The sequence below is a fragment of the Chryseobacterium sp. SIMBA_038 genome (assembly GCF_046535115.1).
Lineage (GTDB): Bacteria > Bacteroidota > Bacteroidia > Flavobacteriales > Weeksellaceae > Chryseobacterium.
In genome coordinates this window covers 685,320-707,670 of sequence record NZ_JAWRXH010000001.1, presented here as the reverse complement: position 1 = coordinate 707,670, position 22,351 = coordinate 685,320, and the positions used below count along the sequence as shown (strand labels likewise).

The following is a 22,351-nucleotide window of genomic DNA, read 5'->3' as shown; positions in this document are numbered from 1 at the left end:
AGAAAAAAAATTCTATTTTTGCACAACGAAAAAAACCTATCAATGTTTAAGAAATTTGCAGTTTTATTCTACAGTATTTTTGTGTTAAGTTTAGTCTCTGCACAACATGGCGAGTCCAATGCTAGTGCTGTAGCTGCTCCGGCAAAAGAGCTTTCAGAGAAAGACAAAGTTACTAAAGAAAACAAAGAGTTTATTGATCATCACTTATTGGATGCTCATGATTTTACATTTATGGTTGACAAAGAAGGTCATCACATAGGTTTTCCTCTTCCTGTTATTTTTTATGATAACGGTTTTCACTCTTTCATGAGTAATAAAGAAGGTTTTATACATGGTGAGCCAACAGAAGTAGATGGTTCTTATTATAAATTGCACCATGAGAAAATTTATAAAACCGATGCGACTGGAGCTTTATCACTAGGTAAAGATGGTCACCCTACTAATGAAAAGCCTTTAGATCTTTCTATTACTAAAAGTGTACTTATTATTTTCTTAGTGGCGGTTGTGTTGCTTGCAATCTTTATAGGTATGGCTAGATCATATAAGAAATCAGTTGTTCCTACTGGAGCTGCTAGATTCTTAGAGCCTCTAATTATTTTCGTAAGAGATGAGATTGCTATTCCAAATATCGGACACAAGTATAAAAGATTCATGGGATACTTATTAACTGTATTCTTCTTTATACTTTTCTTAAACGTATTAGGATTAATGCCTTTCGGAATCAATGTTACAGGTAATATTACAATGACATTCTTCTTGGCTATTCTTACATATTTAATTACTACATTTTCAGCTAATAAAGATTATTGGAAACACATCTTCTGGATGCCGGGAGTACCTGTACCAATGAAATTTATTATGTTACCAATTGAATTATTGGGAACAATCACTAAACCTTTTGCATTGATGATCCGTCTTTTTGCAAACATGACAGCTGGTCACATTGTAGTAATGACTTTAATTGGATCAATTTATATTTTTAATAACTGGATTGCAGGAGTGGCATTCCCATTCTTAACATTAGTAATTTATTTATTAGAAGTATTGGTAGCGTTCCTACAAGCTTATATCTTTACAATGTTATCAGCTTTATTTATTGGAATGGCTGTTGAAGAACACGAGCATAGTCATACTGCTCATCATTAATTAACAATTTTAGAAACAATTTTTTAAATTATATTTATTATGGAAATCCCTAGAATTATTGGTGCAGGTCTTATCGTACTTGGAGTAGGTATCGGTCTTGGTAAAATCGGAGCTGCTGCTCTTGAAGCTATCGCTAGACAGCCTGAGCAATCTGGAAAAATCCAAACTGCTATGCTTATTGCGGCTGCACTAGTTGAAGGTGTTGCATTTGCTGCGTTATTCGCATCATAAGCCAATCAAAACAAAAAAACATTGTTGTAGCGGTTGGCTACAACAATGTTAATTTAAGAAAAAAGTAATAATTTTTTATACATTAATATAATGGAATTAATTCATCAGTTTTCATCAGGATTATTTATTATCCAGTCTGTTATTTTTCTAGCACTATTATTTTTGTTAGGTAAATTCGCTTGGAAACCTATTTTAAAATCTATTAATGATAGAGAAACTTCTATTGTTGACGCTTTGAATCAAGCTAAATTGGCTAGAACTGAAATGGAAACATTAAAAGAAGACAACGAAAGAATCATTCGTGAAGCTAAAATCGAAAGAGATGCTATCCTTAAAGATGCTAGAGAAATTAAAGATAGAATCGTAGGTGAAGCTAAAGATGCTGCTAAAACTGAAGGAGATAAAATGATCGAATCTGCTAAACAGACTATCAATGCTGAGAAAAATGCTGCTATGGCAGACATCAAATCTCAAATTGGTACTTTATCTGTAAACATTGCTGAGTCTATCTTGAAACAAAAATTAGACAACAGTGAAGCTCAAAACGAGTTGGTTCAAAATTATTTAAACAAATCTAATCTTAACTAAGAATGCTTACATCTAAAGTAGCTAAAAGATACGCGCAGGGTTTGCTTGAGTTCACTAATGAAACAGGCCAAACAGCTACTGTATTTTCTGAAATGAAAGATGTTGCGAAATTGATGTCTCAGTCTACGGATCTGAACAAATTTTTCATGACACCTTACATTGATGCTAAAAAGAAAGTAGAGGTAGCAAAAGAGATTTTCAAAGGTTTATCTGTTTCTTCTCAAAATTTAATCACATTGGTTATCAGACATGGTCGTGAAAATCAATTGAAAAATATTGCTCAGGAATATATCAATAAAGTTGAAGATATTAATGGAGTACAGAGAGTAACTCTTACTACGGCAACTCAACTTTCGAAAGAAAATATTGATCAGATATTAGGATCTACAAACTTAGTAAAAGCAGGTTCAAATTTTGATTTGAAACTAAATGTAAATCCTGATCTTTTGGGAGGATACATATTAAGAGTAGGAGATCAGCAGGTAGATGCCTCTGTTAAATCTAAGCTTAATCACATTAAAAAAGATTTTCAATTAAATTAAGAAAAAAACAACCATACAATGGCAGAAATAAATCCGGCAGAAGTATCTGCGATCTTAAAACAGCAATTGGCCAACTTCGATACTCACGCAAATGTTGAGGAAGTAGGTACAGTTTTAACCATCGGTGATGGTATTGCTCGTGTATACGGGTTAGAAAACGTACAATACGGAGAGTTGGTGAAATTTTCTAGTGATGTAGAAGGTATTGTACTTAACCTTGAAGAAGACAACGTTGGTGTTGCTCTACTTGGTGAAAGTAAATTAGTAAGAGAAGGAGATACAGTAAGAAGAACAAACAGAATCTCTTCTATTAAAGTAGGAGAAGGTATGTTGGGTAGAGTAGTTGATACTCTTGGTAATCCTATCGATGGTAAAGGTCCTATCTCTGGGGAATTATACGAAATGCCATTGGAAAGAAAGGCTCCTGGAGTTATCTTCAGACAGCCGGTAACTGAGCCTTTACAAACAGGTATCGTTGCAATCGACTCTATGATCCCTGTAGGAAGAGGTCAAAGAGAGCTTATCATTGGTGACAGACAAACAGGTAAAACTACTGTTGCGATTGATACGATCATCAACCAAAGAGAATTTTTTGATGCAGGAAATCCTGTATATTGTATATATGTTGCTATCGGGCAAAAAGCTTCTACAGTAGCACAAATCGTTAAAACTCTTTCTGATAAAGGAGCTTTAGCATATACTGTAATCGTTGCTGCAAACGCATCAGATCCAGTTCCAATGCAGGTATATTCTGCAATGGCAGGTGCATCTATCGGTGAGTTCTTCAGAGACACTGGTAGACCGGCATTGATCATCTATGATGATTTATCTAAACAAGCGGTAGCTTACCGTGAGCTTTCTCTACTATTGAGAAGACCGCCGGGACGTGAGGCTTACCCTGGAGACGTTTTCTATCTTCACTCAAGATTATTGGAAAGAGCTGCAAAAGTAATCGCTGACGATAAAATTGCTAGCCAAATGAATGATTTACCTGAGTCTTTAAGACCTCTTGTAAAAGGTGGTGGTTCACTTACTGCACTTCCAATTATCGAAACTCAGGCTGGTGACGTTTCTGCGTATATTCCAACTAACGTAATCTCTATTACTGACGGACAGATCTTCTTGGAGTCTGACTTGTTCAACTCAGGGGTTCGTCCAGCGATCAACGTTGGTATCTCTGTATCGAGAGTAGGAGGTAACGCTCAGATCAAATCAATGAAAAAAGTTTCTGGTACACTTAAATTAGACCAGGCTCAATATAAAGAACTAGAAGCGTTCGCAAAATTCGGTTCAGACCTTGATGCTTCAACTTTAGCGGTTATCTCTAAAGGTGAAAGAAACGTAGAGCTTCTTAAGCAGCCGGTAAATTCTCCACTTCCTGTAGATAGCCAAGTTGCTATGATCTATGCAGGTACAGAAAACTTAATGAGAAACGTTCCTATCAAAAAGGTAAAAGAATTCCAAATCGAATACATCGCTTTCTTAAGATCTAAGCACCCTGAAACTATGGCTGCTCTTAAAGCTGGGAAAATTGATGATTCAATTACAGGTGTTCTTAAGCAGGCTGCTAGTGATTTAGCTGCAAAATATAACTAAAAATTAGTTGATGATTGTTGGTTGATAGTTGACAGAATTTTCTAAAACTAGCAACCAACAACCGACAACCAACAACTAACCCAATATGGCAAACTTAAAAGAAATACGAGGAAGAATCAGTTCAATTTCATCTACGATGCAAATCACGCGTGCTATGAAAATGGTTTCCGCTGCGAAACTTAAAAAAGCACAGGATGCAATCGTAATGTTAAGACCTTATTCTGAAAAGCTACAGGAGATCATCCAGAATGTAAATTCTAGTTCAGATCCTGACCAGGTTTCTATTTATGCTCAAAAAAGAGAGGTTAAAAGAGTACTTTTCATCGCTGTAACTTCAAACAGAGGTTTGGCGGGTGCTTTCAACTCTAATGTTGTAAAGGAACTTAATATTCAGTTTCAGAAGAATGCTCAATACGAAATTGAAGTTCTTACGATTGGTAAAAAAGCTTACGATGCTGTAAGAAAGACTCGTTCTGTTTACTCAAATGAAAGCGCCGTTTTTGATAATTTGAACTTTGAAGCAGTTTCTAATCTTACTGAAGCAGCAATGAGCAGTTTCAAAGAAGGGAAATTTGACGAAGTTTATGTAATCTATAATAAATTCATCAATGCTGCGACACAGGAAGTTACTACAGAACAAGTTCTGCCTATCTTAATGGCTGAAGTTGATCCTACAGAGCCTCAAGTGGAAACAGATTATATTTTTGAGCCAAATAGAGCTGAAATTTTAGATAATTTAATTCCAAAATCTATTAAAACTCAGGTTTTCAAAGCTGTTTTAGATTCTGTAGCGTCTGAGCACGGTGCGAGAATGACAGCGATGCATAAAGCAACTGACAACGCGCAGGAGCTTAAGAATGATTTGGTAATTTTCTACAACAAAGCAAGACAGGCAGCTATTACAAACGAAATCTTAGAGATCGTTTCAGGAGCAGAAGCCTTGAAAAATTCGTAAAGAATTAATTTAACAAAATATTAAAGCATCGATATTCTCGGTGCTTTTTTTGTTATTTTTATTTTGTATATCTTTGTATCAATTAAATATATAATTTCTAAATGGACTCGGACATAGTCAGGCTTTTACTAGCCGTATTTCTTGTATTATTAAATGGCTTTTTCGTAGCCGCAGAATTTTCAATTGTTAAAGTTCGTTACTCACAAATCCAGTTAAAGGCAGCCGAAGGTAACTCCATGGCAAAACAGGCAGAGCACATCATTAAACATCTTGATGAGTATTTATCTGCTACACAGCTTGGTATCACGTTGGCATCACTTGCTTTAGGTTGGGTTGGAGAAAGTGCTCTCCACCATGTTGTTGACAATATTTTCCATTCCTTGAATGTAGAAATGGCGCAAACAACAATTACCACAATTTCGGTGGTTACCAGTTTTGTATTAATTACGGTGATGCATATTGTATTTGGAGAATTGATTCCTAAATCAATTGCAATCAGAAAATCGGAAGCAACTACAATGGCAACAGCAGTTCCGTTGAGAGTTTTTTATACGGTCTTCAAACCATTTATTTGGTTGATGAATTTGATGTCGAATACTTTCTTAAGATTGGTGAAAATTCACCCGGCATCTGAACAGGAAATCCACTCAACAGAAGAACTTCAGCTTTTGGTAAAACAAAGTGCTGATAGCGGTGAGATTGAAGAAGAGAACTATGAGATCATTAAAAATGCGTTTGATTTTACAGATCACTCCGCAAAACAGATCATGGTTCCTCGTCAGAATATTACTTCAATTGATTTTGAAGAAGATATTAATGAAATAATCAATAAAATTATGGATAGCGGTTATTCAAGAATCCCTGTTTATGTTAATTCTATTGATAATGTGATTGGTATTTTATACACAAAAGAAATCATCAGAGAGTTTGTTAAGAGAAAAGGTGAACTTAGCCATGATGATCTTAAAGAATTAATGCGTGACGCGTTTTTTGTTGTCGGAAGTAAGAAAATTTCAGATTTATTGAAGACTTTCCAACAAAAGAAACAGCATTTAGCTATTGTAATTGATGAATTTGGTGGTACTGAAGGTATCATTACTTTAGAAGATATTTTGGAGGAGCTTGTAGGTGAAATTCAGGATGAAGAGGATGATGAAGAAAAATTGGTAGATAAAATTGGTGAAAATACGTATTGGGTACAGGCTACACAGCCTTTAGACGAGATCAATGAACATTTACCGAAAAAATTACCTCTTTCTGAAGAAAGTGAATACAACTCACTAGCTGGTCTTATTCTTCATGAATTGGAAGATATTCCGGAAGAAAACCAGGAATTCGACTTATTAAATTATCATTTCAAAATTTTGAAAATGAATAATAAGAGCGTTGAGCTTGTAGAATTGGTTTATGATGAACCAAATAGCCTGAGTGATCTGGCTGAAAAATTAGGGGAAGTTTAAAAATAATTAAAAATGATTTTTTATAACAGTATAAAAGATTACGAAGATCCGAAACGTCAATATGAAGAAGAAGTTCTGGTATTGGAAGAAACGGATGATGTTTATAAATTGATCTTACATAACGATGATATTCATACCTTTGATTATGTAATTGATTCTCTTATAGAGATTTGTAAACATACGTTAGAACAGGCTGAGCAATGTACAATGTTGGTACATTACAAAGGCAAATGCACAGTGAAAACAGGATCTATGGATATTGTGAAGCCTATGCATGAAAAACTTATTTCAAGGGAATTAACTAGCGAAATCGTATAAATGAAAGCTCTAACAATTGTTGGAGCTTTTTTTTGTTTTACATTCGATTTTTGTGATATTTTAATGTTTTTTTAATAATTATTGTCAAAAATAATTGATATTTCGATAATCTTTTTTATTTTAGCTAAATAACATTAAAAAAACATCACATGAAATTTAAAATTAACTCTTTAATTCTGGGCTGTGTACTCTCTTGCTCAGCATTAGCGGCGCAGGAATCGTCGTTGGAAGCCCCGGCTAAAAGGTGGCTCAGTGAAAATTCCAGAAGTTTAGGAATTCAGAATTTCAGTCAGCTTAAATTAAATTTTGTTAAGAAAGGAAGTACCGGAGAAACATTACGTTTTCAGCAGATGATTAAGGAAGTGCCGGTTTTTCAATCAGAAATCGTATTACACTTTAATAAAGAAGGAAAAATCACTTATACTTCTACAGACAGTTTTAAAAAAGATATTAAAGATATCAATACAAATCCTTCTATTGCAGCCTCAGAAGCTCTTCAAAAAGCTCATGTAGCATCAAAAACTAAAGGAGAAATCACTTTTGAAGAAAATAAATTATTAGTTTATCTTACAGAAAACGGAGAAACTAAACTGGTTTACAGAATTCTTACCAATTCTCATGACAATCCTGGAAGCTGGGAAACAATCATAGACGCACAAAACGGAAACGTATTAAGCGTAAAAGATATTGCAAATTATCATCATGGTAAAAATGAAGCTCCAAAACCAACAAAAAAAAATCAAAAAAAAGAGGTAAGCGCTAAAAAAGTTTTGGTATCTGGTTCAGGATATATTTTCAATCCGGATCCACTTTCTCAAATGCAGGTTGCGTACGCAGGACAGTATCTTGACAACAATGATGCTACCAATGCAAGTTTAGATGCAGCAAGAACTTTGGTTACAATTCCGGAATTGGATTTCACAGGCGGAGTTTATAAATTAAAAGGATCTTACGCAGAAATTAAAGACTTAGAAACACCTTCTACAGGACTTTTTACTCAAGCAACTAATCAATTCTTATTTAATAGAAATGATCAGGGATTTGAAGCTGTAAATGCTTATTGGCACGTTGATAACAGCTTACGTTATATCAATCAAACATTAAATATTGCTTGTATACCATTAACGAATGCAGGAATATTATGGTACGATCCGCATGGATTGGACGGTGATGATAATTCTTATTACAGTAACGGAAGATTAGTTTTCGGAGAAGGAGGGGTAGATGACGCTGAAGATGCAGACGTTGTTTTGCATGAATTAGGACACGGACTTCACGATTGGTTAACCAACGGAAGTTTATCTCAGGTTCAGGGATTAAGCGAAGGTTGCGGAGATTACTGGGCGCAGTCATACAGCAGAAGTTTAAATCAATGGCCTTCATCAGCAGCAGCCTATAACTGGATGTTCAGCTGGGATGGTCACAATGAATATTGGGCAGGAAGAATCACCAATTACACTGTTTTGTACCCTGGATCAGGAGCAATTCATACAAGAGGTCAGATTTGGGCTTCTGCATTGATGAGAATATATAATAAAATTGGGAAGGCAAAAACCGACAGAGCCTTTTTAGAAGGATTATCAATGACGGATTCAAGCACAAATCAGCAAAATGCAGCTATTGCTGTAAGACAGGCTGCTATTGATATGTTGGGGACTTTCGGATATACTTGTAGCGATATTACTACAATGACGCAGGAATTTACTGCTGCAGGATATACTTTGCCGGTTTACAATTGCGTCTTAAGCGTAGATGATGTTGCTAAAAAAGAAATTATCGCAATTTATCCAAATCCGGTTACTGATGTATTGAATATTTCAATGAAAGTAAACAAAGAAGAAAAAGTAGAAGTTTATAATATGGAAGGAAGAAAAGTATTGGAAACTACCATTAATAATGGAAAAAACACAATCAATGTTTCTCATCTTCAGACAGGAGACTATATTTTAAATATCAAAGGAATAGATTTATCTACTAAATTTATCAAAAAATAAGACTTAAAAAAGTTGAATTAAAATCCGGTGTTTGCGCATCGGATTTTTTTATTGGATAAATTCCGTACCCATTATTTTATTTGCATTCAACTAAAATAGTATATTTGTAAAAACTATATAGAAACTAAAAGAATGCTTGTAATAGGAATTGCGGGAGGTACAGGATCCGGCAAAACTACAGTTGTTGATAAGATACTTCAACAGCTTGATATCGAAGGAATGAACATCCTTTCTCAGGATAATTATTATCATGATAACCATAATTTAACGCTTACGGAAAGGGAAGCCTTAAATTATGATCATCCAAAGTCGATAGATTTTGAATTGATGCTGAAACACGTAAAAGCTTTAAAGAATCACGAGCCTATAGAACAGCCGATTTACAGCTTTGTGACGCATTCCAGAACCGGAGATCATGTCACTGTAGAACCTAAAAATGTATTGGTCGTAGAAGGAATTTTAGTACTTACGAATAAAGAATTATTGAAGGAATTTGATCTGAAAGTATTTGTTCATGCAGACTCTGATGAAAGATTAATCAGGAGGATCAGGAGAGATACACAGGAAAGAGGAAGAGATCTGAGCGAGGTTTTACACCGTTATCAGACGACTTTAAAGCCTATGCATCAGGAATTTATTGAGCCTTCAAAAAATGAAGCAGATCTTATTATCCCGAACATGAAGCAAAATTCTGTAGCGATTGATTTTCTGACTACCGTCATCAAAAACTCGTTAAGAAAACATTAAAAATGGAAGACAATAAACTTATTAAAGAAATTAAACCAAAGTCGGAGACATTCATATTTATTAAAAATTATGTTTTAAATAAGTATGTCCTTACAATCTGTCTGTTCTTGGTTTGGATGGTTTTCTTTGATAAAACTTCGTTTCTTGTTATCAATGAACTCAACGGTGAGATCAATAAATACGAAGAACAATTAGCATATTATAAAACTGAATACGAAAAAAATGATACGTTTTATAAGAAACTAATGAACAATAAATCGGAAAAAGAAAAATACGCAAGAGAAAATTATTTTATGAAAAAACCGAATGAAGAGATTTTTATTCTGGTTGTAGACAGCACAAATGTTGCTAAAAAATAATTAAAAAAGTGAATTATGAATAGTCAATTCGCTTTGCTTGTCAATTGTAGAGATTCACTTGCAAAGCAATATTCACAATTGACCATTCACAAAAAATATCCATATTCCACATGTCAAATACAGATACTTTTCCAAACTGGGAAAATTTAGTAAAGAAGCAGCTTAAAACAGAAGATATTTACACCATTCTGAAAAAAGAAAATTTAGAAGGAATTGATGTAAAGCCTTTCTACAGTTCGGTTCAACAGCCTTTAGTAAACCTTCCAAAAGTTGAGGAAAGTACACATTTGGTGGCAAAGTATCACGAAAGTTTAGAAGATGATGTTTTTGCGTTTCTATTGGAGAATAACGTTGAAAACCTTGAGGAGAAAACAATTTTCATCAATAATAAAGATTTAGCGGAACATATTAGTCCCGCAGATAATGATCAGTATTTTTCGTTAATCGATGTATTTGACGAAAAAAATGGAGTTATTGATGATCAGTTGGCCAAAGAACTATTAGCTAAAGACTTCAAAAGAAATATCTGTGTTGATATTTCTCTTCATCAAAACGCCGGAGCTGCAATCTATCAGCAGTTGGGTATTGCTTTAGCAAAAGCAAAAGAGCTTGTAGAAGTTTACGGACAGGAAATTTTAAATAAACTGATCTTCAAAATAGCTGTAGGAGGAAATTATTTTTTCGAAACAGCGAAATTAAGAGCTTTTAAACTTGTTTTTAACCAATTTTCTAAGGAATACGGTTTAGATGAAATTCCTTACATTTTTGCAGAAACTTCATTAAGAAATAAAGCAATTGTGGACAGTGAAAACAACCTTATCCGTTCTACATTGGAGCTTGCTTCTGCGATGATCGGAGGTGCAGATGCTGTCTACAGTACGAATTACGCTGTTGAAAAAAGCACGGAAAATTCGGAAGAAATTTCTTTCAAACAACAGATCGTTTTAGCTTACGAAAGTATCATTAATGTGTTTGAAGACGCATCTAACGGAAGTTATTACGTTGAAGATATTACCCAGCAAATTGCAGAAAAATCTTGGGCTTTATTTGTTGAAATTGAAGAAACCGGAGGTTATTTGGAACTTTTAAAAAATGGGGTTATCCAAAAAAAGATCTACGATCAAGCTGTTCAAGAGCAAAAATGGGTTGAAGAAGGTAAAATAAAAATAATTGGAGTTAATTTATATCCAAAATTAGACGTTAAAAAGTCTGTTGCTGAATTATATAACGAAAAAGAAATAAAAGCCGTTCGTTGGGCAGAAATGTTTGAATAATGAAAGAAAAACTGATCGATTTATTTGAATATACCTATCATTTCAACCGCGAAATGATTAAAATTATTGCAGAAAATATCTCAAAGATCGACGATAAAACAATCAGTTTGATCAATCATACTTTAAACGCTCAACAAGTCTGGAATTCAAGAATTTTAGGCGAAAAATCTTTTGAAGTCTGGCAAATCAATCCTTTTGAAAGCTTACAGGAAATTAATCATCAAAACTTTCAGAAAAGTATTCAGATTGTTGAAAATTCAGATTTTGACCAAAAAATTGAATATCAAAATTCAAAAGGAACAAAGTTTGAAAACAGTATTTTTGAGATGCTTTTTCAGGCAATAAATCATTCAACATATCATCGAGGACAAATCAATTCTTTATTAAAACAAAACGGAATTGAACCTGTATTAACGGATTATATTTTTTATAAAAGATAAATTTAAACAGATGCTTCGACTTCACTCAGCATGACATCTCTAATATTAAACATCATTTTGTAGCGTTGTCATGCTGAGTGAAGTCGAAGCATCTCTATCAAAGAATCTTACGAATCTGTGGGAAATAAAATACTAAACAAAGAAATCCAAAACTACATCAATGCAAATCTAACCACAGACTTGCATTCATTATTATTAAAAAAATCCCCATTTCCGGATGTTTCTATGCAGGAGATTGTTCAACAAATCAAAGGAAAACAAGTCGCACAAAGAAAATTTCCATTTTTATTAAAAGAAGGAATTATTTTTCCGCCACAGCTTAATTTAGAACAATCATCCTCAGAAAAGACAGCTTTATATAAATCTGAAATTTTAAAAGGAAAGAAATTCATAGACTTAACAAGCGGTTTCGGGATCGACGCTTATTATCTTTCTCAAAACTTTGAAGACATCACGCTTGTTGAACAAAATTCCGAACTTTTAGAAATTGTAGCTCGTAATTGGACTGTTTTAGAGAAGAAAGCGAAATTCATCAACCAAAAATTGGAAAATTTCCTCAATGAAAATCAGGAAGCTTTTGATGTCATTTATTTAGATCCTGCGAGAAGAGATAATAATAAAAACAAAGTCTTCTTATTGGAAGATCTTTCACCAAATATCCTTGAAATTCAGAATAAATTATTGTCAATTTCAAATGAAGTGGTAATAAAACTATCTCCATTAATTGATTTGAAGTATTTAGTTTCTGTTTTGCCTAATATTTTCAGAATTGAAATCATCGCGCTCAAAAATGATGTAAAAGAAATTGTCATTTTCTTATCAAAGGAAAATTTAGGGGAGATTATTTGCAAATGTGTGAACTTAGAAAGCGGAGAATCTGACTTTGAATATCAGTTTGGAGACGAAGAAAATGCTCATTCTGAATATTCTGAGCCCGAAAAGTACATTTATATTCCCAATCATGCGATTTTGAAGGCAGGAATTTTTAATTTGATTTCAGAAAAATTTAAGCTAAAAAAGCTTCATCCAAATAGTCATTTCTATACTTCAGACGAAAAAACAAATGACTTTCCGGGAAGAGTTTTGGAAGTGAAAGTTATTGACAGTAAGGAGATTAAGAAGAAAGAGCAATTTAATATCATCTCAAAAAATTATCCACTAAAACCGGAAGAACTCAAAAAGAAATACGGACTAAAAGACGGTGGTGAAAGCTACCTTATTTTTACACAATCCAAAAAAGGAAAAATTATTTTAAAATCAATATAAAAATGTTGCCGAAAAAAGCAAGATTTCTTAATTTTGGGCAATCAAAAATTTAGGCATGAGAAAATTAATTATATGTTTAGCTATTGCAACTGTAGCTGTAAGCTGTAAAAAGATACAAGCTGGAGGAAATAAGAATATCATTAAACTTGAAGAAGGTACAGAAAGATATTCTGATGATCACCAAGGAGGTGCTGAAGCTCACGGTCATGGTCACGAAGCTGCTGCAGAGCATAAAGAAGAGGCTACTGCTGAAAAACACGGTGCTGAAGCTCCGAAAACAGACAGTACAGCTGCTGTAAAACCTGCAGAGGCTGATAAAGCTAAAGCTGAACACTAATTATTTAGTAAAATATAAAGAATGTCCTGCAGAAATGTGGGACATTTTTTTTTGAAGCTTTATCCCGCTTTTCGCACTCAAACAAATGCTGCAATCGGGGCTAGGGTTGAAGTCGTTTCATCAATTTCTCACACCAAAATAATAGTAATCAGGCTTGAAAACTCTTCATAATAATAAACCTGAGGAAAATTATCTCTTTTTGTTTGCTCCTGCAGGGCATTTTTTTTACTTTTAGCAAAACAAATTTTTACAATGCAAGAGACATTAAATTACATAAACGAAAACAAACAGCGTTTCGTAGATGAATTATTTGAGTTACTGAGAATTCCTTCTATTTCTGCTGATCCTGCTTATAAAGATGACGTATTGAAATGTGCAAATGTTGTCGCAGAACACCTTAAAAATGCAGGTGCTGATCATGTTGAAGTATGCCAGACAAAAGGATATCCTATCGTTTTTGGAGAGAAAATTTTAGATAAAAACTTACCGACAGTATTGGTTTACGGACATTACGATGTTCAGCCTGCTGATCCATTAGAGCTTTGGACAAAACCTCCTTTCGAACCTTATATCGAAAAAACAGCACTTCATCCGGACGGAGCGATTTTCGCAAGAGGTTCTGCAGATGATAAAGGACAGTTTTTCATGCATTTAAAGGCTTTTGAAGCAATGATGAAAACAAATTCTCTTCCTTGTAACGTTAAATTTATCTTAGAAGGTGAGGAGGAAGTAGGTTCTGTAAGCTTAGGAGATTTTGTAAACGAAAACAAAGAGAAATTATCTTGCGACTGTATTTTAATTTCTGACACTCATATTTATAGCAACGAGCAACCGACTGTTACAACAGGTTTAAGAGGTTTAAGCTATGTTGAAGTTGAAATTGAGGGGCCAAACAGAGATCTACACTCAGGGCTTTACGGTGGAGCGGTTCCAAACCCGATTCACGTACTTTCTAGAATGATCGCTAAATTAATCGACGAAGACGGACAAATCACGATTGACGGTTTCTATGACAACGTAGAAGACGTTTCAGACGAAGATAGAGCTGACATGAATAAACTGAAGGATAATCCTGAAGAATTCAAAAAATCAATCGGATTGGAAGGTGTAGAAGGTGAAAAAGGATACACAACATTAGAAAGAACTTCTATCCGTCCTACATTAGACTGCAACGGAATTTGGGGTGGCTACACAGGAGAAGGTGCAAAAACTGTTATTCCTTCTAAGGCTTCTGCTAAAATTTCGATGCGTTTGGTTCCTTATCAGACTCCGGAAGAAATCACTGAAAAATTCACGAAATATTTCAATAAAATCGCTCCGGATAACGTAAGAGTAAAAGTAACTCCACATCACGGAGGAATGCCTTACGTTTTACCGACGGATACTAAAGAATTTGCCGCTGCAAAAAAAGCGATGGAATCATCATTCGGAAAAGAAGTTCTTCCATACAGAGGAGGAGGAAGTATTCCAATTACAGCAATGTTTGAGCAGATCTTAGGTGCTAAGTCTGTGTTGATGGGATTCGGATTAGATTCTGATGCGATTCACTCTCCAAACGAACATTACGGATTATTCAACTTCTATAAAGGAATTGAAAGTATCCCGTTGTTTTTTGAGAACTATTCAAAATAATTTGAAATTATAAAATGATAAAACGCTCTTATTTTAGGGCGTTTTTTTGTTGTCTAAATGTTTTCCATCTTAATATAAATGACCGATAAGTGATAAATCTTAGTATCAATAAACCATTTTTATTGACAGGTTTTATTTATTTTAGAGAATTAAAATTAATCTTATGTTAGAAAATAAAGTTGCATATATAACAGGCGGAACCAAAGGAATAGGTTTCGGAATCGCAAAAATTTTGCTTGAAAATGGTATTTCGGTGGCATTTTCGGGGAGAAAAAAAGAAGATGTAGAAAAAGCAGAACAGGAATTAAAACAATATTCTGAAAATGTTTTAGGAGTAGTTTCTGATGTAAAAGTTCTTGCCAATGAAGAAGAAGCTGTAAAACAAACAGTTGAAAAATTTGGAAGATTGGATTTTGTGATTGCCAACGCTGGGTTAGGAATCTTTAAACCTGTTGACGAATTATCCGCACAAGAATGGAATGACATGATAGAAACCAATCTTACAGGAGTTTTCTATACTTTAAAGGCTTCTGTTGAAGAATTAAAGAAGTCTGAAGGTTATTATATTACTATCTCAAGTTTGGCAGGAACCAATTTCTTCGAAAGCGGAACAGGTTACAATGCATCAAAATTCGGAGTGGTTGGCTTTACTCAGGCTGCAATGGTTGACTTAAGAAAATACAATATCAAATCAACTGTGATAATGCCGGGCTCGGTAGCCACCAATTTCAACGGAAATGTACCATCTGAAAAAGACGAATGGAAGATTCAGCCTGATGATATGGGAAATCTTGTTTTGGATATTTTAAAAATGAATCCAAGAGTTTTACCTAGCAAGATAGAGTTTAGGGCAACAAAACCAGCCAAGTAAATACATCTAATGCTTTGAATAATAAATTAATAAGTATTATGCATGCATAATATATTTTTTATTTATATTAGCAAAAATTAATTAAAACAAAATCTCTTCATAAAACACCTGTTTTTATGGTGTAAAAAGGGAAACAATAAAATAGTACACATGAAAATATTAGTTTGTATTAGTAGTGTTCCGGATACTACTTCCAAAATTAACTTCACAGCAGATAAATCTGCATTCGACAAAAACGGTATTCAGTGGGTTATCAATCCATTAGACGAATTTGCGTTGACAAAAGCGGTTAAACTTCAGGAGTCTCAAGGAGCTACTGTAACAGTGATCAATGTAGGAGATACTGCTACGGAACCGGTAATCAGAAAAGCTTTGGCAATCGGTGCAAATGATGCGGTAAGAGTAAATCTTGATCCAAAAGACAGTTATTCTACAGCTAAAGAAATTGCTGCTGTTGCTCAAAATGGTGGTTATGATTTAATCCTTTGCGGTAAAGAATCTATCGATTATAACGGTGGATCTGTTCCGGGAATGGTTGCTCAGTTATTGAATCAGCCTTTCGTAAATGCATCTGTAGGTTTAGATGTAAACGGAGCTGAAGCTACTGCAGTAAGAGAAATTGAAGGGGGTAAAGAAACTATTTCTGTGAAATTACCTGCTGTAATTGCGGGTCAGAAAGGATTAGTGGATGAAAAAGATTTGATCATTCCAAACATGAGAGGGATTATGTCTGCAAGAACAAAGCCTTTGCAAGTTGTAGAGCCTACTTCTTCAGAAGTGAAAGTTCAGGGAGTTTCTTATGATAGCGTTCCTCCAAGAGCTGCTGTAAAGCTTGTTTCTCCGGATAATTTAGATGAATTGGTAAGATTACTTCACGAAGAAGCTAAAGTTATCTAAAAGCCGGAAGCTGGAGGTAAGAAGTATGAAGTTTAATTCGATTTCTAAATCCACTCTAATCTTTTAATTATTAAATTTTTTAATCTTTTAATTTAAAAAAAATGGCAGTATTCGTATACACAGAAAATATAAATGGAGTTTACAAGAAAGCAGCTTTTGAAGCGGTTTCTTACGCTAAAGCTGTTGCAGATCAGGCTGGAGATACCGTTACAGCGATCTCTGTAAACCCTACAGATTCTTCAGATTTATTATATAAATATGGAGCATCAAATGTTATCAATATTAAAGACGAAGGTCTTAAAAGCTTCTCAGCTAAAGCTTATGCTCAGGCTGTAAGTGAAGTAGCAAACGGAAACATTATCGTTTTCCCTCATACTACAGATGCTTCTTCAGTTGCTCCAATGTTGGCAGTAATGAACGGACATTCTTTAATTACTAATGCTTTGGCTGCTCCGGAAAGTCTTTCTCCATTCCAAGTGAAAAGAAGAGCTTTCTCAGGAAAAGGTTTCATGCATGCAAAATCTGAAGCAGCTGGTGTAATCATCACTGTTTCTCAAAATGCTTTCGGTGTTAAAGAAAATGCAGTTTCAGGTTCTGAAGAAGTGAAAAACTTATCAGTAGCAAACGAAGATACTAAAGTAATTTCTCACGAACAGAGTTCTGGAAAACTAGACCTTAAAGAAGCTGAAGTTGTAGTTTCTGCAGGTAGAGGAATGAAAGGTCCTGAAAACTGGGGAATGATCGAAGAATTAGCAAACGTTTTAGGCGCCGCTACAGCTTGTTCTAAGCCAGTTTCTGACATCGGTTGGAGACCTCACACAGAGCACGTTGGACAGACTGGTAAAGCAATTTCACCAAATCTTTACATTGCAGTTGGTATTTCTGGAGCTATTCAGCATTTAGCTGGAGTTAACTCTTCTAAAACTATCGTTGTAATCAACAGTGATCCTGAAGCTCCGTTCTTCAAATCAGCTGATTACGGTGTAGTTGGAGATGCTTTCCAGATTATTCCTGCATTAACTGAAAAGATTAAAGCCATCAAAGGATAAGAGAGTGAATTGTGAATTTTGCTTCGCAAGTCAATAGTGAATTTTTAAAATTGACAACGAAGTGAATTGACATTTGACTATTCACATTCAAATAAATACAATAAAAGCTCGGCTTCCGGGCTTTTATTTTTGTCTAAAAAGTAAATCCTACAATAAAAAATTAATTTATATTTGTAGTTATGGATTATAAACAGCTAATTATTCGCGGAATATCGTACAGCCAGACCCAATCAGGGGCGTACGCTTTGTTATTGGAACATGAAGAAACACACATAAAATTACCTGTTGTTATAGGAAATTTCGAGGCACAATCCATTTCTCTTGGTCTGGAGAAAGATATACATCCGCCTCGTCCTCTTACACACGATTTATTCACCAAATTTATAGTTTCTACTAATTATGAATTGATCTCAGTGATCATTTATCAGATCGTAGACGGCGTTTTCTTTTCAAATATTAATTTTAAAAATAAAGTTAATGATGAAGAATTGATTCTTGACGCCAGAACTTCCGATGCCGTTGCAATGGCAGTAAGATTCGATGCTCCTATTTTTACCACTCAGCAAGTTTTAAATGAAGCAGGAATTCTGCTGGAACTTGAGGATGTGGCTAAAGAAGAACAGCCGTTTTCTGAAACCATTCAGTCAGAAGACAACTTAATATCTCTTTCGATGGAGGAGCTTCAGAAATTATTGGATGAAGCCGTAAAAGAAGAAGATTATGACACCGCTTTAGAGATCCAGGAGGAGATCAAAAGAAGGAAAAAGAAAATTGACTAAAAGAGATATTTTACACTAACTATGAATTTAAAACTACGACTTACCATCCTTAGCTTTCTTCAGTTTTTTGTCTGGGGAGCATGGCTAATTACGATGGCTAATTTCTGGTTCGGTACAAAACATTGGGACGGAACTCAGTTTGGGGCTGTTTTCGGAACAATGGGGATAGCTTCTATTTTTATGCCGACCCTTACAGGAATTATTGCAGACAGATGGGTGAATGCAGAACGAATTTTTTCTGTTTTACAAATCCTTTACGGGATTACACTTTTCATTTTACCACATACAGAGACTCCCAGTTCTTTTTACTTGATAATGCTTGTTGCGATGTGTTTTTATATGCCGACAATCGCTCTTGCAAACTCTATTTCTTATACTGTTTTGAAGAACAGTAATTTGGATGTTGTTAAAGATTTTCCCCCGATTCGTGTTTGGGGTACAATAGGTTTTATTGTGGCCATGTGGGTTACCAATCTTACAGGAAATAAGGCTACAGAAGGACAATTTTATATTGGAGGGATTGCAGCTATTATTTTGGGAATATATGCACTGACTTTACCAAAATGTCCGCCACAGAAATTAATTGATAAAAGTACATCTATATTTGAACAATTAGGTTTGAATGCATTCAAGCTGTTTGCTAATTATAAAACGGCTTTATTTTTCGGATTTTCTATGCTTTTGGGAGCTGCATTACAGTTGACAAACGCTTACGGAGACGTATTTTTGAGTGAATTTTCTCATTTCCCTAAATATGCAGAATCTTTTGTAGTTCAAAGATCAACCATTGTAATGTCTATTTCTCAGGTTTCTGAGACGTTATTTATTTTGGCGATTCCTTTCTTTTTAAAGAGATACGGAATCAAAAAAGTAATGCTGATTTCAATGTTTGCATGGGTATTAAGATTCGGATTCTTTGCATATGGAACTCCAGAAGGATATGGTGTTTCATTAATCATTTTATCTTGTATCGTTTACGGGATGGCTTTCGATTTCTTTAATATTTCGGGATCACTTTTCGTGGAAACGACTACGGATAAGAAGATGCGTTCTTCTGCGCAGGGATTATTTATGATGATGACAAATGGTTTCGGAGCCTATTTCGGAAGTAATATCGCAGGTTGGGCAATTGATAAATTCTTCACCCATAAATTTGTAAATGCTACACAATTATCAAGCTATCTTGATACAACACCAAGCAATCCTACTTTTCTTGAGATTCTTAAAAATACATTCAATTCAGCTGTAAATGCAGATGGAACTTTAACTTCTGCAGTAATGCTAAGAGATTGGACAAATATTTGGCTGGCTTTTGCAGCTTATGCATTGGTTTTAGCTATTTTGTTTGCTATTTTATTTAGACATGAACATAAACCTGAAGATGTTTCTGTTGTAAAACATTAATTTATTTCAGTTATTAAAATATAAATGCACTTTTGAGAAAAGGTGCATTTTTTTTGTTCTGAAGTAAACTTGAAAAAATTATATCAATAATTTGATCTTTATATATTTTTAATGAAAGTTGAATATGAATTTACATCAGCATTTAATAATAAAAATCATATTGAAGAAGAAATATGGCTTAAAAGTAGATGTTAAAATCTTTAATGTTAATTTTTAATTAAATAACAAAATAATGTTTTTATTGTGAAATGTTTAAAATTATAATATTTATTTTGAAACTAACAAATGTTTGTATGCAAATAATTTGTTTTTAAAACACACTGATATAAAGTGTGTTTTTTTTTGTATTTTGGCACTTTAAGAATTATGAAAAATATTCAGTTATTAGGATTGTTATTGGTGGTTGTGGGTAGTTTTTTACCCTTGGTCCATGTTCCGATTATTGGTAATTGGAATTACTGGAAGCTAGACCATTTTCTGGCCATTGCATGCTGGGTTCTCTCTGCCTGCGCCCTTTTCGGAATAGTGAATAATAGTGCGAAAATCGTAAGAAGTTTTGCGGTTCTTTTAATCCTTTTATTCATCCTAAGTTTGATTGCCATTAAAGTTCAGTCTTTAGATTATTTCAGCTTTTTGCCGTTTAAATCTTGGAGAGAAACTTTCGCTGGCGTTGTAAAGCTAAAGTGGGGTTGGGCAATTGAGTTTCTGGGTGCTTTCCTAATGATTTTTGCAAAAAATAATAAAGTTAAATAACACACAGATATGAAGTACATAAAAACAATTTCCCTTGCAGTATTATTTTTAGGTGTTTCTCAGATGAACGCTCAGAAAAAAATAACTACCGATACCAAGAAAAAAGAAGCCGTACAGCAAAAGCCTGTAGATAACCCTACTAAATGCAGTAATATAAAGGAAGGAACGTTTTTGCGCTCTAATTATCCAAAAAATCTTTGGTATATGACTGTGAAAGATAATGTTCAGACAGAATATTATAATGATGGTAAAGATCATATAAAATCAAGTATGGTTTTTGTGGATGACTGTAATTATAAGCTGATCGTTCTTGAAAAAACTGAAGAAAGTAACCCTGTTAAAGTTGGGGATGTTTTCAGTAATAAAGTAATTGCAACAATGGATAATTATATTAAAATTCAATCTAAAGTTGATAACAATCAGTTTGATTTGGTTTTAATAAAGGCAAAAACAAAATAACCGAAAAGGTTAAGATTAATTTAAAAATAGAAAAAATAAAGATATACACATGAAAGAAGTATTCATCGTTTCCGCAGTAAGAACACCAATGGGGAGTTTCTTAGGAAGTTTATCAACTGTTCCGGCTACAAAGTTGGGATCGGCTGCAGTAAAAGGAGCATTAGATAAAATTGGTCTAGATCCTAAAAACGTTCAGGAAATCTATATGGGGAACGTTTTACAGGCAGGTGAAGGACAGGCTCCGGCTCGTCAGGTTGCTTTAGGAGCGGGACTTTCAAACGAAACAATTGCTACAACAATCAATAAAGTTTGTGCTTCAGGAATGAAGGCAGTAAGTATGGCTGCACAGGCGATTAAAGCTGGTGATGCAGACGTAATTGTTGCAGGAGGTATGGAAAACATGTCTTCAGTTCCACATTATTACAATGCAAGAAATGCTACAAAATTAGGAGACGTTAAAATGTTGGACGGAATGGTTCTAGACGGTCTTACAGACGTTTACAACAAAGTTCACATGGGAGTTTGTGCTGAAAAATGTGCGACTGACTATAATATTACAAGAGAAGAACAAGATAATTTCGCTATAGAATCTTACAAAAGATCTGCAAAAGCTTGGAGCGAAGGGAAATTTGCTGATGAGGTTGTTCCTGTATCAATTCCTCAAAGAAAAGGAGATCCTATTATTTTCGCTGAAGATGAAGAATACAAAGCAGTAAATTTCGACAGACTTCCTACACTTCCAACAGTATTCAAAAAAGAAGAAGGAACGGTAACTGCAGCTAATGCATCTACTTTAAATGATGGTGCTTCTGCGTTGATCCTTGTTTCTAAAGAAAAAATGGAAGAATTAGGTCTTAAGCCTTTAGCGAGAATTGTTTCTTATGCTGATGCCGCTCACGAACCTGAAAACTTTACAACTGCACCTTCAAAAGCTTTACCAATTGCTCTTAAAAAAGCTGGTTTAACGCTTGCAGACATTGATTTCTTCGAATTTAACGAAGCATTCTCTGTGGTAGGTTTAGCAAACAACAAAATTTTAGGATTAGATGCTGCTAAAGTAAACGTGAACGGTGGTGCGGTAGCTTTAGGACACCCACTTGGAAGTTCAGGTTCTAGAATTATTGTTACTTTGATTAATGTTTTAAAGCAAAACAATGCAAAATATGGTGCTGCAGCGATCTGTAATGGAGGCGGTGGTGCATCTGCAATTGTTATTGAGAATTTATAATACTTTTTAAAGTATATTTACAACCA

Annotated in this window: 24 protein-coding genes; all 24 read left to right on the top strand. The window is 34.3% G+C overall.

The window, feature by feature from the left end:
- Window positions 1-42: 42 nt before the first annotated feature.
- The 24 genes from atpB to SB689_RS03140 all read left to right on the top strand — a co-directional run bounded on the left by atpB (window position 43) and on the right by SB689_RS03140 (window position 22,325).
- Window positions 43-1,146 (top strand): F0F1 ATP synthase subunit A, encoded by a 1,104-nt coding sequence (gene atpB / locus SB689_RS03255; protein ID WP_410690699.1) that lies wholly within the window; start codon window positions 43-45, stop codon window positions 1,144-1,146.
- A gap of 39 nt (window positions 1,147-1,185) precedes the next feature.
- Window positions 1,186-1,377 carry an ATP synthase F0 subunit C gene (gene atpE / locus SB689_RS03250; protein WP_027384648.1) on the top strand — a complete coding sequence of 64 codons (192 nt, stop codon included), beginning with the start codon at window positions 1,186-1,188 and terminating at the stop codon, window positions 1,375-1,377.
- Window positions 1,378-1,467: 90 nt separating this feature from the next.
- Window positions 1,468-1,965, top strand: a complete 498-nt coding sequence (locus tag SB689_RS03245; RefSeq protein WP_410690698.1) for a F0F1 ATP synthase subunit B — start codon at window positions 1,468-1,470, stop codon at window positions 1,963-1,965.
- Between the two features lie 2 nt (window positions 1,966-1,967).
- Window positions 1,968-2,507 carry an ATP synthase F1 subunit delta gene (gene atpH / locus SB689_RS03240; protein ID WP_410690697.1) on the top strand — a complete coding sequence of 180 codons (540 nt, stop codon included), beginning with the start codon at window positions 1,968-1,970 and terminating at the stop codon, window positions 2,505-2,507.
- 18 nt (window positions 2,508-2,525) lie between these two features.
- Window positions 2,526-4,103 (top strand): F0F1 ATP synthase subunit alpha, encoded by a 1,578-nt coding sequence (atpA, locus tag SB689_RS03235; RefSeq protein WP_410690696.1) that lies wholly within the window; start codon window positions 2,526-2,528, stop codon window positions 4,101-4,103.
- An 85-nt stretch (window positions 4,104-4,188) separates the two neighbouring features.
- On the top strand, window positions 4,189-5,058 hold the full coding sequence (gene atpG, locus SB689_RS03230; protein WP_410690695.1) for an ATP synthase F1 subunit gamma: 870 nt from the start codon (window positions 4,189-4,191) through the stop codon (window positions 5,056-5,058).
- Window positions 5,059-5,159: 101 nt separating this feature from the next.
- Complete coding sequence (locus tag SB689_RS03225; RefSeq protein WP_410690694.1) at window positions 5,160-6,518, top strand: hemolysin family protein; 1,359 nt, start codon at window positions 5,160-5,162, stop codon at window positions 6,516-6,518.
- A gap of 12 nt (window positions 6,519-6,530) precedes the next feature.
- Complete coding sequence (locus SB689_RS03220; RefSeq protein ID WP_072406158.1) at window positions 6,531-6,836, top strand: ATP-dependent Clp protease adaptor ClpS; 306 nt, start codon at window positions 6,531-6,533, stop codon at window positions 6,834-6,836.
- 149 nt (window positions 6,837-6,985) lie between these two features.
- On the top strand, window positions 6,986-8,830 hold the full coding sequence (locus SB689_RS03215) for a T9SS type A sorting domain-containing protein (protein WP_410690693.1): 1,845 nt from the start codon (window positions 6,986-6,988) through the stop codon (window positions 8,828-8,830).
- Window positions 8,831-8,962: 132 nt separating this feature from the next.
- Window positions 8,963-9,577 (top strand): uridine kinase, encoded by a 615-nt coding sequence (gene udk, locus SB689_RS03210; RefSeq protein WP_066758117.1) that lies wholly within the window; start codon window positions 8,963-8,965, stop codon window positions 9,575-9,577.
- A 2-nt stretch (window positions 9,578-9,579) separates the two neighbouring features.
- Entirely contained in the window at window positions 9,580-9,936 is a 357-nt protein-coding gene (locus SB689_RS03205) for an FtsB family cell division protein (RefSeq protein WP_410690692.1), read from the top strand.
- A gap of 110 nt (window positions 9,937-10,046) precedes the next feature.
- Window positions 10,047-11,210 carry a methylmalonyl-CoA mutase family protein gene (locus SB689_RS03200; protein WP_410690691.1) on the top strand — a complete coding sequence of 388 codons (1,164 nt, stop codon included), beginning with the start codon at window positions 10,047-10,049 and terminating at the stop codon, window positions 11,208-11,210.
- Window positions 11,210-11,650, top strand: coding sequence for a DinB family protein (locus SB689_RS03195; protein ID WP_410690690.1), 441 nt, complete (start codon window positions 11,210-11,212; stop codon window positions 11,648-11,650). Before SB689_RS03200 ends, SB689_RS03195 begins: the two co-directional genes overlap by 1 nt.
- 117 nt (window positions 11,651-11,767) lie before the next feature.
- Window positions 11,768-12,916 (top strand): class I SAM-dependent methyltransferase, encoded by a 1,149-nt coding sequence (locus SB689_RS03190; protein ID WP_410690689.1) that lies wholly within the window; start codon window positions 11,768-11,770, stop codon window positions 12,914-12,916.
- Window positions 12,917-12,971: 55 nt separating this feature from the next.
- Window positions 12,972-13,253 (top strand): hypothetical protein, encoded by a 282-nt coding sequence (locus SB689_RS03185; protein ID WP_066758129.1) that lies wholly within the window; start codon window positions 12,972-12,974, stop codon window positions 13,251-13,253.
- 252 nt (window positions 13,254-13,505) lie between these two features.
- A complete protein-coding gene (locus SB689_RS03180) occupies window positions 13,506-14,885 on the top strand; it encodes a dipeptidase (RefSeq protein ID WP_410690688.1) in 1,380 nt (459 codons plus the stop codon).
- Window positions 14,886-15,048: 163 nt separating this feature from the next.
- Window positions 15,049-15,756: an SDR family oxidoreductase gene (locus SB689_RS03175; RefSeq protein ID WP_410690687.1), complete on the top strand. Its 708-nt coding sequence runs from the start codon at window positions 15,049-15,051 to the stop codon at window positions 15,754-15,756.
- 150 nt (window positions 15,757-15,906) lie between these two features.
- Window positions 15,907-16,653 (top strand): electron transfer flavoprotein subunit beta/FixA family protein, encoded by a 747-nt coding sequence (locus SB689_RS03170; protein ID WP_066758136.1) that lies wholly within the window; start codon window positions 15,907-15,909, stop codon window positions 16,651-16,653.
- A 101-nt stretch (window positions 16,654-16,754) separates the two neighbouring features.
- Complete coding sequence (locus SB689_RS03165) at window positions 16,755-17,702, top strand: electron transfer flavoprotein subunit alpha/FixB family protein (protein WP_410690686.1); 948 nt, start codon at window positions 16,755-16,757, stop codon at window positions 17,700-17,702.
- A 179-nt stretch (window positions 17,703-17,881) separates the two neighbouring features.
- On the top strand, window positions 17,882-18,481 hold the full coding sequence (locus SB689_RS03160; RefSeq protein WP_410690685.1) for a bifunctional nuclease family protein: 600 nt from the start codon (window positions 17,882-17,884) through the stop codon (window positions 18,479-18,481).
- Window positions 18,482-18,502: 21 nt separating this feature from the next.
- Window positions 18,503-19,885 carry a nucleoside permease gene (locus tag SB689_RS03155; protein WP_410690684.1) on the top strand — a complete coding sequence of 461 codons (1,383 nt, stop codon included), beginning with the start codon at window positions 18,503-18,505 and terminating at the stop codon, window positions 19,883-19,885.
- Window positions 19,886-20,251: 366 nt separating this feature from the next.
- The gene (locus SB689_RS03150; protein ID WP_066758150.1) at window positions 20,252-20,638 is read left to right on the top strand and encodes a hypothetical protein; all 387 of its coding nucleotides are present in this window, start codon (window positions 20,252-20,254) and stop codon (window positions 20,636-20,638) included.
- A 9-nt stretch (window positions 20,639-20,647) separates the two neighbouring features.
- On the top strand, window positions 20,648-21,097 hold the full coding sequence (locus tag SB689_RS03145) for a hypothetical protein (RefSeq protein ID WP_410690683.1): 450 nt from the start codon (window positions 20,648-20,650) through the stop codon (window positions 21,095-21,097).
- A gap of 49 nt (window positions 21,098-21,146) precedes the next feature.
- The gene (locus SB689_RS03140) at window positions 21,147-22,325 is read left to right on the top strand and encodes an acetyl-CoA C-acyltransferase (protein WP_410690682.1); all 1,179 of its coding nucleotides are present in this window, start codon (window positions 21,147-21,149) and stop codon (window positions 22,323-22,325) included.
- The last annotated feature ends 26 nt before the right edge of the window (window positions 22,326-22,351 follow it).